At 70.8% G+C, this 16,112-nt stretch carries 15 protein-coding genes; 7 read left to right on the top strand and 8 right to left on the bottom strand.

Features of this window, described 5'->3' with window-relative positions:
* Positions 1-103: 103 nt before the first annotated feature.
* The 4 genes from AC3ZJJ_RS04235 to mtrA all read right to left on the bottom strand — a co-directional run bounded on the left by AC3ZJJ_RS04235 (position 104) and on the right by mtrA (position 5,282).
* Positions 104-1,027, bottom strand: coding sequence for a ComF family protein (locus AC3ZJJ_RS04235; protein WP_489894009.1), 924 nt, complete (start codon positions 1,025-1,027; stop codon positions 104-106).
* A gap of 103 nt (positions 1,028-1,130) precedes the next feature.
* Positions 1,131-2,858, bottom strand: coding sequence for an LpqB family beta-propeller domain-containing protein (locus AC3ZJJ_RS04230; protein ID WP_489894008.1), 1,728 nt, complete (start codon positions 2,856-2,858; stop codon positions 1,131-1,133).
* Entirely contained in the window at positions 2,851-4,602 is a 1,752-nt protein-coding gene (mtrB, locus tag AC3ZJJ_RS04225) for an MtrAB system histidine kinase MtrB (RefSeq protein ID WP_489894007.1), read from the bottom strand. Before mtrB ends, AC3ZJJ_RS04230 begins: the two co-directional genes overlap by 8 nt.
* A gap of 2 nt (positions 4,603-4,604) precedes the next feature.
* Positions 4,605-5,282, bottom strand: coding sequence for an MtrAB system response regulator MtrA (gene mtrA, locus AC3ZJJ_RS04220; RefSeq protein WP_489894006.1), 678 nt, complete (start codon positions 5,280-5,282; stop codon positions 4,605-4,607).
* A 160-nt stretch (positions 5,283-5,442) separates the two neighbouring features.
* On the opposite strand from mtrA, the gene AC3ZJJ_RS04215 reads away from it, so the two are divergent.
* The 6 genes from AC3ZJJ_RS04215 to AC3ZJJ_RS04190 all read left to right on the top strand — a co-directional run bounded on the left by AC3ZJJ_RS04215 (position 5,443) and on the right by AC3ZJJ_RS04190 (position 11,851).
* Positions 5,443-6,657, top strand: a complete 1,215-nt coding sequence (locus AC3ZJJ_RS04215; protein ID WP_489894005.1) for a DUF7847 domain-containing protein — start codon at positions 5,443-5,445, stop codon at positions 6,655-6,657.
* Positions 6,658-6,660: 3 nt separating this feature from the next.
* Positions 6,661-7,338 (top strand): DUF4129 domain-containing protein, encoded by a 678-nt coding sequence (locus AC3ZJJ_RS04210; protein ID WP_489894004.1) that lies wholly within the window; start codon positions 6,661-6,663, stop codon positions 7,336-7,338.
* On the top strand, positions 7,335-8,543 hold the full coding sequence (locus tag AC3ZJJ_RS04205; protein ID WP_489894003.1) for a DUF4350 domain-containing protein: 1,209 nt from the start codon (positions 7,335-7,337) through the stop codon (positions 8,541-8,543). Before AC3ZJJ_RS04210 ends, AC3ZJJ_RS04205 begins: the two co-directional genes overlap by 4 nt.
* Positions 8,540-9,511: an AAA family ATPase gene (locus AC3ZJJ_RS04200; protein WP_489894002.1), complete on the top strand. Its 972-nt coding sequence runs from the start codon at positions 8,540-8,542 to the stop codon at positions 9,509-9,511. Before AC3ZJJ_RS04205 ends, AC3ZJJ_RS04200 begins: the two co-directional genes overlap by 4 nt.
* Before the next feature lie 10 nt (positions 9,512-9,521).
* Positions 9,522-10,814, top strand: coding sequence for a DUF58 domain-containing protein (locus tag AC3ZJJ_RS04195; protein ID WP_489894001.1), 1,293 nt, complete (start codon positions 9,522-9,524; stop codon positions 10,812-10,814).
* A gap of 221 nt (positions 10,815-11,035) precedes the next feature.
* The gene (locus tag AC3ZJJ_RS04190) at positions 11,036-11,851 is read left to right on the top strand and encodes a phosphotransferase family protein (protein ID WP_489894000.1); all 816 of its coding nucleotides are present in this window, start codon (positions 11,036-11,038) and stop codon (positions 11,849-11,851) included.
* Here AC3ZJJ_RS04190 and AC3ZJJ_RS04185 read toward each other — a convergent pair.
* Positions 11,848-12,840, bottom strand: coding sequence for a uroporphyrinogen decarboxylase/cobalamine-independent methonine synthase family protein (locus AC3ZJJ_RS04185; RefSeq protein ID WP_489893999.1), 993 nt, complete (start codon positions 12,838-12,840; stop codon positions 11,848-11,850). The two genes, AC3ZJJ_RS04190 and AC3ZJJ_RS04185, sit on opposite strands and share 4 nt — an antisense overlap.
* 29 nt (positions 12,841-12,869) lie before the next feature.
* Positions 12,870-13,280, bottom strand: a complete 411-nt coding sequence (locus AC3ZJJ_RS04180; RefSeq protein ID WP_489893998.1) for a chorismate mutase — start codon at positions 13,278-13,280, stop codon at positions 12,870-12,872.
* Positions 13,281-13,367: 87 nt separating this feature from the next.
* On the opposite strand from AC3ZJJ_RS04180, the gene AC3ZJJ_RS04175 reads away from it, so the two are divergent.
* On the top strand, positions 13,368-13,730 hold the full coding sequence (locus AC3ZJJ_RS04175; RefSeq protein ID WP_489893997.1) for a hypothetical protein: 363 nt from the start codon (positions 13,368-13,370) through the stop codon (positions 13,728-13,730).
* Here the strand turns inward: AC3ZJJ_RS04175 and mnmA are convergent.
* Together mnmA and AC3ZJJ_RS04165 are read right to left on the bottom strand one after the other, a co-directional pair.
* Complete coding sequence (gene mnmA, locus AC3ZJJ_RS04170) at positions 13,727-14,848, bottom strand: tRNA 2-thiouridine(34) synthase MnmA (RefSeq protein ID WP_489893996.1); 1,122 nt, start codon at positions 14,846-14,848, stop codon at positions 13,727-13,729. The genes AC3ZJJ_RS04175 and mnmA overlap by 4 nt on opposite strands.
* A complete protein-coding gene (locus tag AC3ZJJ_RS04165; protein ID WP_489893995.1) occupies positions 14,845-16,083 on the bottom strand; it encodes a cysteine desulfurase family protein in 1,239 nt (412 codons plus the stop codon). The genes mnmA and AC3ZJJ_RS04165 overlap by 4 nt, the downstream gene beginning before the upstream one ends.
* Positions 16,084-16,112 lie beyond the last annotated feature (29 nt).

Below are 16,112 nucleotides of genomic sequence, written 5' to 3'. Positions count from 1 at the left end.
TACTTGCCTCGGGTGACACATCAGCGGCCTTAAGGAATGCTCCTCTCAGCCGCTGAAGATGGGTTCTTACCCTCCTGGCGAGGTGCCCATATCTCACCGTAATTCACACCCGCCCCGTTTCAATGGAGTTCACGAATGTTTCTCGTTCACCGTCCGCTGAACCGCTGCGGAGCACCGAAGCCGACGTCGGCCGTTGCTCGTCGGCGTGCCGGGGAGGGCGGGTGGCAGCGACGACCACCACGCCCTCAACCAATGCGCCGGCGGCGGTGAGGCACCTGTGCGCCTCCGCCGCGGTGGCGCCCGTCGTCAGCACATCGTCCACTATGAGGCAACGCCGTCCCCCGACGCCGGCGCGGCGGCGAAGTGCCATGCTCCCCTTCGTCTGGACCCGGGCCCGGCGGCCCTTGCCCTTCTGGGCGCCCCGTCCCGCGCCCCTGCGGTCGCGCTGAACCAGAAGCCTGGCCACGCGGGCGCCGTCCGGCAGCAGCCCCCTGGCGGAGACCCAGCCGAGCAGGACCTCCACGGGGGCGTAGCCGCGCTTGGAACGGGCCGCGAGGCGCGACGGCACCGGCACCAGAAGGACCGTATCCAGGCTTCCGTCCGGAGCACCCTGTCCCAACGTCACGAGCGCCGCCCTCAGCGCTCCGGCCAGCGCGGGCCCCAGCACCGAGGCCAAGGAGATGCGCTGTTTGTTCTTGAACGCCAACAGGGCGGAGGACAACTCGTCGCGGTAGACGCCGGCGGCGACGGCGGGCAACGGCTCCAACGGATCGCCGTCTTCCCGGGCTTGCCGCAGCGGAAGCGACTCGGCGTCGTCGTGGGCGAGAAAGGGGCGAACGGTGGTGGCCCGCAGTACCGCCCTGCACCGCGGACACAGCACAGTGTCCGGTGCGCCGCAGCAGACGCAGTCGGACGGCGCAAGCACGGAGGCAAAGTCGCGCAGGGCCGCGGCCGCCGCAAGGGAGCGGTGGTGGAACAGCCACGTGTCGGCCAGAGCAGCGGCTCCCGCGGCGAGGGATGTGTCCATGGGGCAATCCTCGCCCGCGCCGGGTCCCTTTGCGGGCGCCCTACCCTGCCCTGTGGACGCGGGCCGGCCAAAGACCCCCTGTGCGGGGCGGGCCGTGCCCGGATCAGCCTGGGTAGGCGAGGAAGCTGGCCTCTCCCGCCTGCTTTTTCCACAGGTTGCTGACGCGGGAGAACACGCCCTCGGGCGTCTCGGCATACACGGTGCGCTGCTCGCCCGGCCCGGCGGAGATCCCTGTCATGCCCAAGAGCGGCTGGAACAGCTCGCTGTCTCCCGCCAGCGGAATGCGTTCGGCCTGGACCGGCTGCTCGTTGTTGGGCTCCATCACGATCACGGAAGTTGCGGAATCCCACACCGCCTTGCCGACCGGCACGGTGGACTGAAGCTTCGAAGGCTCGGTGAACCCGCGCGGAACGCCGTCCGTGTCACGGATGACGCCCGAGATGTAGACGCCTGCCTCGCCGTCGATCTTCGCAACGACCACCGCGCGGGCGCCATCGCGTGAGATCCGCAGCGAGGAGACGGTTGCGCGGTCCATCCATTGTGCGGCCACCTCCCGTACCTCGCCGTCGCGTTCCCTGTCGGCGGGGACCGCATACACCTGGGTCCCGTCGGTCGGGTCCACCGTCCACGTCCAGCCGTGGATGTCCATGCTGGGCGGCAGGAGCCTCTCGCCGACGGCCCCTATGCGGGCCGAACCGTCCTCGTCGACCGTGACCAGCTTGCTCCTGTCCCCGCTGAGGAACGCGAAGCGGTTCCCGCCCGGCGACATCGCGGGATCGCGCGGTTCGTGCGCGGAGATGTCCACCACGCCGGCGACGGCCTGAACCCCGTTGCCCTGGTAGTAGACAAGCTCCCCGTTGGCGACCGCGACCTGGGTGTCCGGTACCGAGGGGTTCACGACCGCGTCGACGAAGTCCGGGGACCTGTTCCCCAGGCTGACGGCCCGCTGCCCCACCGTCATGGTGACCGAGGAAATGTTGCCCACGCTGGCCAGCGTCAGCTCCAGTTGCTGCTGCATCTGTTGCCGGTGCAGCTCGGTGGTGTCCACGAATACGCGTTCGATGAAGTCCACCGTCGCGTGGCGGGATTCCACCGGGACGGAGGCGCGGGCCAGCTCGCTTCCCTCGGGGAACGCGCTCCGCACGGCGTTGCGCAGGTAGGGGGCGGGGCCCGCCAGCATGGACTCGACCAGCGTCGCCCCGAGGGACTGCCGGTCCGCGAACCACCGGTAGTCTGGCACCGCGTAGGCGAGGGTGGCGTCGTAGAAGTAGAGGGCGTAGGGGGAGAACAGGACAGGGAAGGCCGCCTGCTCGACAAGCGTCCCGTCGGGCGCCTGGGCAATGCGCCACTCGCCCTCCACCTCCACGAGGCTGACCTCCACGGACTCCGTGCTGTCCGGCGCGTTCCTGGACATGATGCCGCGCGCGTCTATGGAGGCGACGACGGCCAGCTCGATCGTGTAGCTGCCGTCCTCCACGTTGGCGACCACGTTGGGCTCGGATTCGTAGACCAGGGTCCGGGTGGTGCTCTTCCACTCGCGCGCCATCTCGGGCGCCAGGTATTCACGGGCAACCTTGTAGTCGTCCTGCGGCGAGATGCCCGCACGGTAGAATCCGGCGATGATCTGCTCCTCGCTGGCGCCCTCCTCCGGCCCGGGAGGCGTGAACGCGTACTCGAATCCGGAGTCGGACTGGTCCTCCGGTCCGATGGTTCCCACCGGCCCGCGAACGGGGATGGACCCGCATCCGGCCAGCAGCAGCACAACGGCGGCGCAGGCCGCGATCAGTGCGCGAAGCAGGCTCCTGCGGCACGCTGCCTCGTTCCTACGCATCCCGTCCTCCGATCGATGGGTGCTTGGCGTCCGCCGCCGGTGGTTCGGATGCGGCCGCAGCGGCGCCGGCGTCCGGCTCATCCGGCCCATCCGCGTTGGTGGTGTCCGAACCCGGCACCAGGTGCAGCGTCGACGCGGCGACCGCCTCGCCGAGCCTGCGCGGAAGCGTCAGGCGGAACGAGGCCCCCTCGCCTTTCTCGCCCCAGGCCTGAAGCCAGCCGCCGTGGAGCCTTGTGTCCTCCATGGCGATCGACAGTCCCAGCCCGCTGCCACCCGTGGTGCGCGCACGCGCCGGGTCGGCGCGCCAGAACCTGTCGAAGACACGAGCGGCGTTGGCGGGCGACATCCCGATGCCGTGGTCCCTGACCACCACGGCAACGGCGTCGTCGTCTCCGGCCACCGTGATGTCGATCGGCCTTCCCTCGCCGTGCTCGATGGCGTTCATCACGAGGTTTCGGATCACGCGTTCTATGCGGCGCGGGTCCATCTCCACCACGCAGCCCTCCCCCGGCGCGTGGATGCGCAGGGGTGTGCCCGCGGTGTCCGCGTGCAGTTGCGCGGACTCGACGACGCGGCGCACGACGGGCACGATGTCCAAGGTCTCGGCGTCGAGGACGGCGACCCCGGCGTCGAACCGGGACACCTCGAGGAGGTCGTTGAGCAGGTTCTGGAAGCGTTCGACCTGGTTGTACAGCAGTTCCGCGGACCGCTTGTTGACGGGATCGAAGTCCGCGCGGGCGTCGTGCAGCACCTCGGCGGCCATACGCACGGTCGTCAAGGGGGTCCGCAGCTCGTGCGACACGTCGGAGACAAAGCGCTGCTGCATCTGCGACAGGGTCGCGAGCTGGGTGATCTGGTCCTGGAGGTTGGCGGCCATCCGGTTGAAGGAGGTCCCCAGGCGGGCGATCTCGTCCTCACCGTGGACGACCATGCGCTCCTGCAGTTCTCCGTCGGCGAGCTTCTCCGACACAAGCGCGGCGTTGGAGACGGGGCGGACGACCAGCCGCGTGGTGTACCAGGCGATCCCGCCCGTCACCACAAGCAGCAGGACTCCCCCGATGCCCATCACACGGTGGACGAGATTGAGGGTTTCCTGCACGGAGGACAGGTCGTAGACAAGGTAGAGCGCGTATTCGCGCCCCGGCGGCAGGGACACCTGCGTGCCGAAGGCCAGGCCGGGAACATCGGCGTTGTCGCGCGGATACTCGATGGATTGCCAGTAGACCCCGGTGTTCTCGCGGACGGCGTCGGCGAGCGCGTCGGGGATCACCCCGGTTGTCAGGCCCCCGCTGGCGGTGTTGGTGACGTAGATGTTTTCGGAGCTGGGCAGCGGCGTGAGCACAAAGTCGCGCTGCACGCTGGCACCGTCGCCCTGGACCAGTTTCAGCGTGTCGTTGACGAACGCCACCGTGCTGGAGCGGTCGGTCGTGGCGGCGGACTCGAAGTTGGACTTCACCTGGTTCAGTCCGCGGACCGATTCGTTCTCGACCTGACGAAAGCGCTCCTGGAAGAGGCCGGCGGCGATCTGGTTGGACAGGAACGCTCCGGTGCCGGCCAACGCCAGCGCCGACAGGAGCACGGTGGCGGCCACGGCCCTGAGTTGCAGTGAGCGGCGCCAGGCGCTCGTGATCCGTCTCCACCACTGCCGCAGCCGGATTAGGGCGACCCTATGGCGCGCCGCGGAGACGGCCGGTGTCCCGTTTCCGGTTCCCGCCGCCTGTTCCTGAGCCGCGGCAGTGGACAACGTCAGCCTTGGCCTGCCTTGTAGCCCACACCGCGGACCGTCAGCACCACTTCGGGATTCTCCGGGTCGCGTTCAACCTTGGAGCGGAGCCGCTGGACGTGCACGTTGACCAGGCGGGTATCGGCCGCGTGCCGGTAGCCCCACACCTGCTCCAGGAGGAGTTCCCGCGTGAAGACCTGCCACGGCTTGCGCGCCAAGGCGACCAGCAGGTCGAACTCGAGCGGGGTCAGCGAGATCTCGTCGCCGCCGCGCATGACGGAGTGGCCGGCCACGTCGATCGTCAGGTCGGCGATCTTGAGCGTCTCCGGTGCGTGCTTCTCTCCGGGGCGCAGGCGTGCCCGCACACGGGCGATGAGTTCCGCGGGCTTGAAGGGCTTGGGGACGTAGTCGTCCGCTCCGGACTCGAGGCCCCGGACGACGTCGGCGGTGTCCGACTTGGCGGTGAGCATCACGATCGGAACGTCCGCCTCGGCCCGAATCAGCCGGCACACCTCGATCCCGTCCATGCCGGGCAGCATCAGATCCAGGAGGACCAGGTCCGGCTTGGCGTTGCGGAACGCCTCCAGCGCCTTGCCTCCGTCATAGCAGAAGACGGGGTCGAAATCGTCGTTGCGCAGGACAATGCCGATCATCTCGGCCAACGCCTCGTCGTCGTCGACCACCAGTACTCGAGCCTTCATGGCCCCCCTTTCCCACAACGGCGGCGGGCGGCCGCCGTAGTCCTCCAACAACACTATAGGAGTCGGCGGTGCGGCAGACCCCGGCGGCGCACCGCGGGCACTAGGCTGATTCCAAGATCGGCTCGCGACAAATCGACTCGTGACAAGGGGAACCACAGCCATGACCGAGCAACCGAACAACCCTTATGGCGCGCCGGGTCCGGACCAGCCCCACCGCTCGCCGCAGGGGTGGGGCGCCGCTCCGCAACAGGGATGGGCTCCCCCCGCCCCAAACGGCTGGGGCCAGCCGTTTCCCGATCCGAGCGCCGCCGTCCCGGGGTTCGGCGCGCCGCCCCCGCCGGGCTTCGGCCAGGGGTACGTCCCACCGCCGAAGCCGGGGGTGGTGCCGCTGCGTCCGCTGGGGATCGGCGACCTGCTCGACGGGTCGTTCCAGGCGATCCGTCGGAACGCGGCCGCAACGCTGGGGCTCGCCGTCCTCATCCAGTTGGCCTGCGGCGTGGCGATCGCGCTGATGAGCGCCCCGCTGTATTCCGTCGTCCTGTCCCCTGAGGTCCTCGCCGGGGCCGATCCGGACGCCGCCGATCTTGCCGGTTCACTTCTGCTGTTCTCCGGCGGGATCCTGCTGGCGGGCATCCTGTCGGCCGCGTTCCTGGTCTTTGTCCAAGGGATGACCACCATCCCCGTGCTGCGCGCCGTCCTGAACCGCAAGACCACGTTCGGCCAGGCGCTCTCCCTCGCGAAGCCGGCCTTGGGACGGCTGGTCGCGCTCGGTCTGCTCTGGTCCGCGGCGGGCCTGATCGGTACGGCACTTTTGGTTGGCATCGTGGTGCTGGCCGTCGCGGTGGGCGACGCCGCCGTCGGCGTCCCGCTGGTCATCGTGGTGGTGCTCGGCCTCCTGGCGACCGCCATCTGGGTTTCCGTCAAGTTGTCCATGACCGCGCACGCCCTGGTCGTCGAGGATCTCGGCGCTTTCGCGTCCATGTCCAGGTCCTGGCGGCTGACGCGCTCCAGCTGGTGGCGCTGCCTCGGCATTCTGCTGCTGACGGGGGTGATCGTCGCCGTGGTGACCAGTCTCATCACCACCCCGCTGAGCTTTGCGACCGGCCTGACCGGCGGGATGGTCTCGCCCGAAGACCCCGGTGCGCTCCAGTCCTACGTCGGCAACCTGACGGCCGTTATGACGATTGTCAGCGCCGTGGCGGCGGGCCTGGGCTTCGCCTACCAGTGCGGCGTCTCCTCTCTGCTATACACGGACCTGCGCATACGGCGCGAGGGTTTCGACCTCACGCTGCTGCGCGAGTTCGAGTTCGAGTCCGGGGCCGACAGCGGCATCCCCGGCCGCACCGCCGCCGGGCCCGAAGCCGGGCCGCTGTAGGCCATGGCGTTGAACCCCACCGCCGGCGCGATCGCCGCCTCCTACGAGCCCTCCCTCGAGGATGCCAGGAGCGAACTTGCCCGGGAGCTTGCACGTCCGGAATATGCGGCGGCGCTCCCCAATCCCATCGTCGAATTCCTGGGGCGGGCCTGGGCCGCCTTCACCGAGTGGTTGGCCGGGCTCGGATCGCTGGCGCCGAACATGGGACTCGTTGTGGCGCTCGTCATCCTGGCCTCCGTGGTGGCCGCGGCCGTGCTCGCCGCCCGCCCGCGCCTACGGCACCGCGCCGCCGCCCGCGATTCCGGCGTGGGCCTCGAGGCGGGAACGACGTCGGAAGACTACCGCGCGCTGTCCGCATCGGCGGCGGCGGACGCCGATTGGGCGACCGCCTGCCTGCACCGCTTCCGCGCGATGGTGAGGAGAGCCGAGGAGCGGACTCTCCTGGACCGCCAGCCGGGGCGGACGGCCTTCGAGGTGGCGGGACGGCTCGAGGTCCTGTTCCCTGACGAGGCCGAGGGGCTGGAGTGGAGCGCCAACCTGTTCAACGCCGTCCACTACGGGAACCACGATGCCGGCATCGATGACTGGCGGCGGCTGGATGCCCTCGAGGGCCGACTCGACGTCGCGGCGGTGGCGGGGTCGCCGATCGCCGGATCCCGCACGATGGCGGCTCCGCGGTGACCGCGCCGGCCTCGGACGGCCTCCGAATCGAACGGGCCCGCGCGCCGGAGTCCGCCGCGGACATGTGGCGCCGGCGTTGGCGGAGTTCGCGGATCTGGCTCGCGCTCGTCGCCGTTGCCGTCCTGGCCGGCCTGTTCTACACCCTCACGAACACGTCCGAGGACCGCCGCGCCCTGGGTCCGGAGAATCCGCGGCCCGACGGCGGGATGGCCGTGGCTCGCGTCCTGTCCGAACACGGAGTCTCCGTGGTGGCTCCCGAAAATCTCGACGCGGCCTTGGCCGCGCTGGACCGGCCGGATGCCGGCGAGGGCAGCGGCACCACGCTGCTCCTGCACGACCCCGACTCCATTCTCAACGACCGCCAGCTCGAACGCCTCTCGGCCGCCGCGGGCCGCACGGTGCTGGTCGATCCTGGATTCGCCCCCTTGCGCGCCTTCAGCGACTCGGTGCGGCCGGCCGGGCTGGTTCCCGATGACGCGCCCTCCCCCGTGCCCGCGGCGTGCCCGGCTCCGGTCGCCGCGGAAGCCCCCAGCGCGGCCGCCGGCGGAAAGATCTACACGGCCGACTCCGGCTGCTTCGGCCGCACCACGCCGGGCGGCACGGCCTACTCCGTGGCGATCGACGGCAGCACAACCGTCCTGGGCAACACGGCCTTCTTGGACAACGGGAACGTCCTGGACCACGGGCACCCGGCCCTGGCCCTGTGGACGCTGGGCGCCGAGCCCACGCTGGTCTGGTACCAGCCCACGTTCTCCGACCTCCAAAGCGATGCCCCGCCGGCGTCGCCCTTCGAGCTCCTGCCCGAATGGTTCGGTCCGGCGGCCGCGTGGCTGATGCTGTTCGGCGTCGTCGCCATCCTCTGGCGGGCGCGCCGCGACGGGCCGCTGGTGGCCGAACCCCTTCCCGTGGTTGTTCCCGCCGCCGAGACGGCGGAGGGCCGGGCACGCCTCTACCAGGACTCCCGCGCCGTGGACGCCGCGAAGGCAAGTCTGCGCTCGGCGTCCCTGACCCGGATCGCCGACCACCTCCGGCTCGGCCACGGCGCGACGGCCGCCGGCGTCGTCGCCACGCTGGCCAAGGCCGGCCACCGGACGGACGCGCAACTCCTCCACCTCTTCCACCCCGACGCGATCACCACCGAGAAGCAACTCGTCGCGTGGGCCAATGACCTTCACATCCTCGAACAGGAGATCGGAATCCCGTGAGCCAGCAAGTCCAAGACCCAGTCCGCGCACGCCAGGCCCTACTCGACGTTCGCCGGGAGGTTGCGAAGGCCGTCGTCGGACAGGACGCCACCATCACCGGCCTCCTGATCGCGCTGCTGGCACAGGGCCACGTCCTGCTGGAGGGCGTCCCCGGTGTGGCCAAGACGCTGATGGTGCGCTCCCTGTCCGCCGCGCTGAGCCTCGACACCAAGCGGGTGCAGTTCACGCCGGACCTGATGCCCGGCGACGTGACCGGCTCCCTGGTCTACGACCAGAACTCCGCTGACTTCAGCTTCCGCGAGGGGCCGGTCTTCACCAACATCCTTCTGGCGGACGAGATCAACCGCACTCCCCCGAAGACCCAGGCCTCGCTGCTGGAGGCGATGGAGGAGCGCCAGGTCAGCGTGGACGGCGTCACCCGGCCCCTGCCGGAGCCGTTCATCGTCGCCGCCACCCAGAACCCGGTCGAGTACGAGGGAACGTACCCCCTGCCGGAAGCGCAGCTGGACAGGTTCCTGCTCAAGCTCACCATGGACCTTCCGGAGCGGGACGACGAGATCGAGATCATTCGCCGTCACAGCGAGGGATTCGATCCTAGGTACCTGCAGGCCGCGGGAGTCACCGCCGTGGCCTCGTACGAGGACCTGGTGCAGGCCCGCGCGGCCGTCCGCGAAGTCACGATCTCTCCCGAGGTCATCGGCTACATCGTCGACATCGCCCGCGCCACCCGCAGCGCGCCCAGCTTCCAGCTGGGGGTGTCGCCGAGAGGGGCGACCGCGCTCCTGAACACTTCGCGCGCCTGGGCCTGGCTGAGTGGACGCGACTTCGTCTCGCCGGACGATGTCAAGGTGCTGACGCTTCCGTGCCTGCGCCACCGGGTGGGCCTGCGGCCGGAGGCACAGATGGACGGCGTCGGCGCGGACGACGTGCTGCAGTCGATCCTCGCCACCGTCCCCGTGCCTCGCTAGGACCCCAGCCGTGGCCCTGACCCCGCGCTTCGTCTGGCTGTTCCTGGCCGGGCTGCTTCCCGTCATCCTGTTCCCCGCGTGGTGGACGGTGGTGATCGCGGCTTGCCTCCTCGCTGCCCTGGCGTTCGTGGACGTGTGGCTGGCACCATCCCCGCGCAGCGTCGTGATCGAACGTGCCCTGCCGCGCAGCGTCCGGCTCGACGAGCCCACAACATCGCGGCTGCTGGTCACCAACGCCGGACGACGCCGGCTGCGCGGACAGGCGCGCGACGGATGGCAGCCGTCCGCGGGCGCCGAGCCGACCAGGTTCGCCCTGGACGTACCGGCGGGAGAACGGCGCGCGTTCGACGTCGGCCTGCTGCCGCGGCGCCGCGGCGACCTGACGGTGCGGCACACCACCATCCGCAGCCGTGGACCGCTGGGGCTCGTGTGGCGCCAGCTGACCCACGCGTCGCCGGGGGTGCTCCGTGTCCTGCCGCCGTTCCACGCCAAGCGGCACCTGCCGTCCAAGCTGCAGCGCCTCCGGGAACTGGATGGGCGCGCGGCCATCCAGGTGCGCGGAGCCGGAACGGAATTCGATTCCCTCCGCGACTACGTCCGCGGCGACGACGTCCGCTCCATCGACTGGCGCGCCACCGCGAGGCGCCAAAACGTGGTGGTGCGCACCTGGCGCCCCGAGCGCGACCGGCGCGTTGTGATCGTGCTTGACACCTCGCGGACGTCGGCCGCGAGGATCGCCGACGAGCCGCGCCTGGACACGGGCATCGAGGCCGCGCTGCTGCTGTCCGTCCTGGCAGAGCGCGGCGGCGACCGCGTGGACTTCCTGGCCTTCGACCGGCGCGTGCGCGCCCGCGTGGAATCGGCCTCCAAGGGAAACCTGCTGACCCAGCTCGTGGACGCGATGGCCACGCTGGAGCCCGAACTGATCGAGGCCGACTGGTCCCGGGTCCCCGCGCAGGTACACCTGATTTCCAGCCACCGGTCATTGGTGGTTCTCCTGACGTCGCTGGATTCCGGCGCCGTCGAGGAAGGCCTTCTTCCGGTGTTGCCGGCGCTGACCGCCCAGCACGTTGTGGTGATCGCTGCCGTCAGGGACCCGGAGCTCGAGCACCGGCGCGCCGAACTCGGCTCCACCGGGGACGTCTACCGCGCGGCGGCGGCCGAGCGGGCCCTGCAGCAGCGGGAGGCCCTGAAGGAGCAGCTGCGCTCCATGGGTGCCGAGGTGGTGGATGCGGCTCCACTCGACCTGCCGCCGGCTCTGGCCGACGCGTACATTCGCCTTAAGGCCACGGGGCGCCTCTAGCGTGTCCGAGCCCATGGCGTTCGACTACGCCGCCACGGCCCGCCGCCGCGGCTGGTCTTCGCTGCCGGCACCGGTCCGCGCCTTCTTGACCCACCGCGCGGGCGGGCGGGTGGACGGCGTGCGTTTGGCCGGGGGCGGATTCACCCACGGCTTCGCCGGACACGTCGACGGCCCCCACCCGGTCTTCGCCAAGGCGGTCCCGGAGTCCGATCAACTGGTCCATGCCGGCTACGCGCGAGGCGGAGGTCCTGGGAGCCCTCCCGGCAGGGCTCCCCGTCCCGGCGCTGGAGGCGGTCCACGTGGTGGATTGCGGCGCAGCGGGCAACTGGCTGGTCCTCGTGATGCAGGCGATCGAGGGCCACATGCCCGGCCGCCCGTGGACCGTCGCGGAGGCGCGCGCGATCCACGAAAGCTGCCTGCAAATTAATGCGGCCCTCGGGTCGGAGGCCGGACTGGCAGCCCGCTTGCGCCCCGGGAGCATGGTGGAGGAGTGGGGCGGCCCGGAGTTCCCCGGCGTTGCCGCGCGTCTCGCGGCCGGCCGATCGCACCGTCCGGATTTCCTGCCCGATTGGTTCCGGCAGGCGGGTGACGACGCCGTGGCGGACCTCGCGTACCTGGCCTCGCTGGCGCCCGCCGCCCTGCGGGGGAACGTGCCGCTGCACAACGACCTTCGGGCGGACAACGTGGTGATCGGATCCGCGGAGCGCTGGGGGCGGCCGCCGGGGACGGCGTGGATCTGTGACTGGAACTGGCTCTCGCGCGGCCCTGCATGGGCCGACTGGGTCGCACTTTTCCCGTACTTCCACCATGCCGGGCTGCCGGTGGAGGACATGGCCGCCTGGCGCCTGACGGCGGGCGCGGAGGCGGTGCACCTGGACAGCTGGCTGGCACTCCTTTGCCTCTACATGATCGACGCCGGCGCGCAGCCCGAGCTCGCGTCCAGTCCCCGGCTGCGCGCCCACGGCCGCTTCACCGCACGCATCACGATCGGGCTGCTGGCCGAGCGGCGGGGCTGGACCGGGGTCGGCGAAGGCTAGGCCTCGGCCAGGATCTGGTTCATCGCGTCGGCGGTCTGCGTCAGCCGCGCCAGCACCGCGCGCACGGCCTCCGGCGTCGCCTCCGCCAATCCTCCGGTGGGCAGGAGCGTGAGGGTTCCCAGCGCGGCGTCCACCAGTCCCAGTTGGCGCCACGGGCGCAGGATGCGCTCCACGGCGCGGACGACGCTGGGCGGTTCCCTGGAGGGATCGAACAGCCCCAGCCACAGTTGTTGTTCCGCCTCCACCAGGCCCGCGGCCCGTTCCCAGCCGACCCTGTCCAGGGAGCCGATGGAAAGGGACACGCCGTCCGCGCCGGACGCCGCCACGGCGTCGAACACGGTGTTGATGTCCGCGGCGCGGGCCTCGGGGGCGAGCACAACGGCCGCGGCCCCGGCGCCGCGAAGGGAGTCGACGAGTGTCGCCCATGTTCGGGTGACCTCGTTGCGCGGCACGGCACGCAGCGTGCGGTAGCCGCTGGCCGTGGGAACGGTGCCCCCGAGCACGTCGGAGAGGCCGGGCTCTTCGACGACAACGGTGACGTCCCGCCGGCCGCTGGTCCTGATGACGTTGCGGACGTGACCGGCCGCGCCGACGGCCAACGACTCGGCGACGTCGCGGCGCGCGCCGGGGTCCGAAAGGGCGCGTTCGCCGTGGTGGAGATAGAGGCCCGTGGCCATGGACAGTGGCCCCCGAAGCTGGATCTTGAGGGTGCCGCCGGGGTTTTCCTCGGCTCCGACCACGTCCGCCAGCACGTTCAGGTCCGTGGTCAGGGCGGACACCGCCCGCCGATGGTCCTGGCCCGGACGGTCCACGATCCGCCATCCGAAGGGCTGGACATCGACATAGAGCCCCTCCAGCATCGCCGCGGTCCGGCCCGTGTCGTCGGAGCCCACGCCGCGGTCGGGCAGCTGGACCAGGTGCGGGAGGTTCGGCTCCCCGAGCTCGCCGCGGACGATGCGCGTCGCTTCGATCGGGTCGGTTCCCGGCATCGGCCCCCGCGCGGTGGAGCGGACGGCGGTCAGGATGCCTCTCCCCGGTCCGGAGCGTGGGATTCGGAGATTGCCTGGTGGTGCCTGATGACCTCGCTGATGATGAAGTTCAGGAACTTTTCGGCGAAGGCGGGGTCGAGTTGGGCCTCCTCGGCCAGCCTGCGGAGCCGGGCGATCTGCGCAGCCTCGCGCCCCGGATCCCCCGCTGGGAGCTGGTGGCGCGCCTTGAGGTAGCCGACCCGCTGAGTGGCCTTGAACCGCTCGGCCAGCAGGTAGACGAGGGTGGCATCGATGTTGTCGATGCTGCCCCGAACGGACAGCAGCTCGTCCATGACGGACTGGTCGATGTCCCCCCGCAGGGAGCTCGCGGTCGGGTCGTAGTCGGGCGCCGAGGCGGAGGTGGTCTCCGGGGCGTGGTCCGTTTCCAGCTGGTCGCTCATGCCTGCAAGTCTAGTTGCCCGTGCGCGGCCCTCCCGTCCTGTTACGGGGACGGGACGGCGCGCCCCACTGGCCTATCATTGGGGACGATGATGACACGACGTGACGCGGCGATTGCCCTCGATATCCCGCTGGAGATGGCGCAACGCCACGGCATTCCCTCCAGGTTGAGCGAGGCCGAGCTGGCCGCGATCGTGGCGGAGCCGCCGGCGTGGCTGGTGCAGTCCCGGGCGAACCGCCAAGGGAAGCGCCCGGTGTGGGTCCACCTGACCTGCACCGTGTGTGGCTACTCGGAGGCGGCGCGACCGAAGAAGTGGTGGCCGGACTTCGACTTCGTGCACTGCGCCGACCACGCGCCGCGCGAACTCCCCCCGGTGGTGGCGGGGCGCGTTCGCTGCGAGTACGAAGAAATCGGCACCCGCATGACGGGCGTCGTCGACGAGGCGATCTAGGAGACCGCGGCGGGGTCCCACGCCAGGCTGCGCGCGGTATCGATCGTCGCCTGGCCCAAGACCCGGGTTCCCTGGTAGAGCACCATGGTCTGGCCGGGCGCGACGCCGCGCAGCGGCCCCTTGAGATCCACCACCAGTTCGGCGCCCTCGACAACGGCGGTCGCCGGGACCGGGTCGGCGTGGGCGCGCACCTGGACCATGCACTCGAAAACCTCGCCGGCCGCGGCCGCGTCAAGCGGAAGCCCCGCCCAGCTGATCTTGATGCCGCGCAGCCGGTCGACGGCCAGGAGCGCCTCCGGTCCCACGACCACCTTGTTCTCCTTGGGCCGGATCTCCAGCACAAACCGGGGTTTGCCGTCCGCCGCCGGGCGGCCCAGCTTGAGCCCCTTGCGCTGTCCGACGGTGAACGCGTTGGCGCCAGGGTGGGTCCCGACCGATTTTCCCTCGTGGTCCAGGATTTCGCCCTCGCTGAGCTCGATCCGTTCCTCGAGCCAGCCGCGCGTGTCGCCGTCGGGGATAAAGCAGATGTCGTGGCTGTCGGGCTTGTAGGCCACCGACAGCCCCCTGCGTTCCGCCTCGGCGCGGACCTCCGCCTTGGAAGGGGTCTCGGCCAGCGGGAACAGCGAATGCTTGAGTTGCTCGTGGGTCAGGACGCCCAACACGTAGGACTGGTCCTTCGCCCAGTCCGCCGCGCGATGCAGTTCCCGGTTGCCGTCGGCGTCCTCGACGACCTTCGCGTAGTGTCCGGTGCAGACCGCGTCGAATCCGAGCGCAAGGGCCTTCTCCAGCAGGGCCGCGAACTTGATGCGCTCGTTGCACCGCATGCACGGGTTGGGCGTCCGCCCGGCCGCGTACTCGCTGATGAAGTCGTCGACCACGTCCTCCTTGAAGCGCTCGGAAAAGTCCCACACGTAGTACGGAATCCCCAGGACGTCGCAGGCACGCCAGGCGTCGTTCGAGTCCTCCACGGTGCAGCACCCGCGGCTGCCGGTCCGCAGGGTGCCGGGCATGCGGCTCAAGGCGAGGTGCACGCCCACAACGTCGTGCCCGGCCTCGACGGCGCGCGCCGCGGCCACCGCAGAGTCGACACCGCCACTCATTGCTGCCAAAACCTTCATGCCCTGAATCCCGTTCCCGCCGTTTGGATGCTGCTTGGTTGCGCGGCCATGCCCGCCTTCTTGGCCCGCGAGTACGCCTCCGGCATCGCGGCCACCAAGGTGTCAACGTCGTCGGCCGTGGTTGTATGCCCCAGCGTGAAGCGCTGCGCCCCGCGTGCGGCCGCCTCGTCCAGGCCCATGGCCAACAGAACGTGGCTGGGGCGCGGGACGCCGGCCGTGCAGGCGGACCCCGTGGACGACTGGATCCCGAGCATGTCCAGGACGAACAGGAGGGAGTCCCCCTCGCAGCCGGGGAAGGTGAAGTGCGCGTTGCCGGGGAGCCGCGTGCCGGCGTGCGCCCCGTCCGGGACGCCGCGGAGCCTGGCCTCGGGCACCGCCTCCAGCACGCCGTCGATGAGCCGGTCGCGCAGCCGCGCCAGCCGGGCCGACTCCTCCGGGAGCCCCGCGGCCGCGTCCTGGGCCGCCTGCGCGAACGCGGCCGCCGCCGCCGCGTTGAGCGTGCCCGAACGAAGCGCCCGCTCGTGGCCCCCACCGTGCAGGACGGGCGTCAGCGCCACGTCGCGGCGCACGAACAGCGCGCCAATACCGACCGGCCCCCCGATCTTGTGGCCGCTCACGGCCATGGTCGCCAGCCCCGACCGGCCGAAATCCACGGGCAATGCAGTAAAGGCCTGGACGGCGTCTGAGTGGACGGGGATTCCGTGTTCCGCCGCCAGGGCCACAACGCGGGCGATGGGCTGGACGGTCCCGACCTCGTTGTTGGCCCACATCACGGTGACCAACGCCACGGACCCCGGGTCCCGTTCGATCTCCGCGCGCAGCGCGTCGGCGTCGACGCGGCCCTCGCCGTCCACGGGGAGCCACACGGCCTCCGCTCCCTCGTGCGCCTGCAGCCACTCGACGGTGTCGAAGACAGCATGGTGCTCCACGGCGCTGCAGAGGATCCGGTTCCGCCGCGCGTCCGCGCCGGAACGCGCCCAGAACAGGCCCTTGACGGCCAGGTTGTCGGCCTCCGTCCCGCCGGACGTGAAGACGACCTCGGTGGCGTGCGCGCCGGCCGCCGCCGCAAGCCGCTCGCGGGCGTCCTCCACCACCATGTGGGCGCGCCTGCCCGCGCCGTGCAGAGAGGAGGGGTTGCCGGTCCTGGACAGCTCGCGCGTCATCGCGGCAAGCGCGGACGCGGACATGGGCGTTGTGGCCGCATGGTCGAGGTAGACGGGCTGGCTGGAGGGCATCCCCCAATTCTACCGACATCCCGAGCGGA

This window comes from Arthrobacter sp. AOP29-A2-19 (genome assembly GCF_058138025.1).
This window is presented reverse-complemented; position numbering and strand designations above follow the sequence as displayed.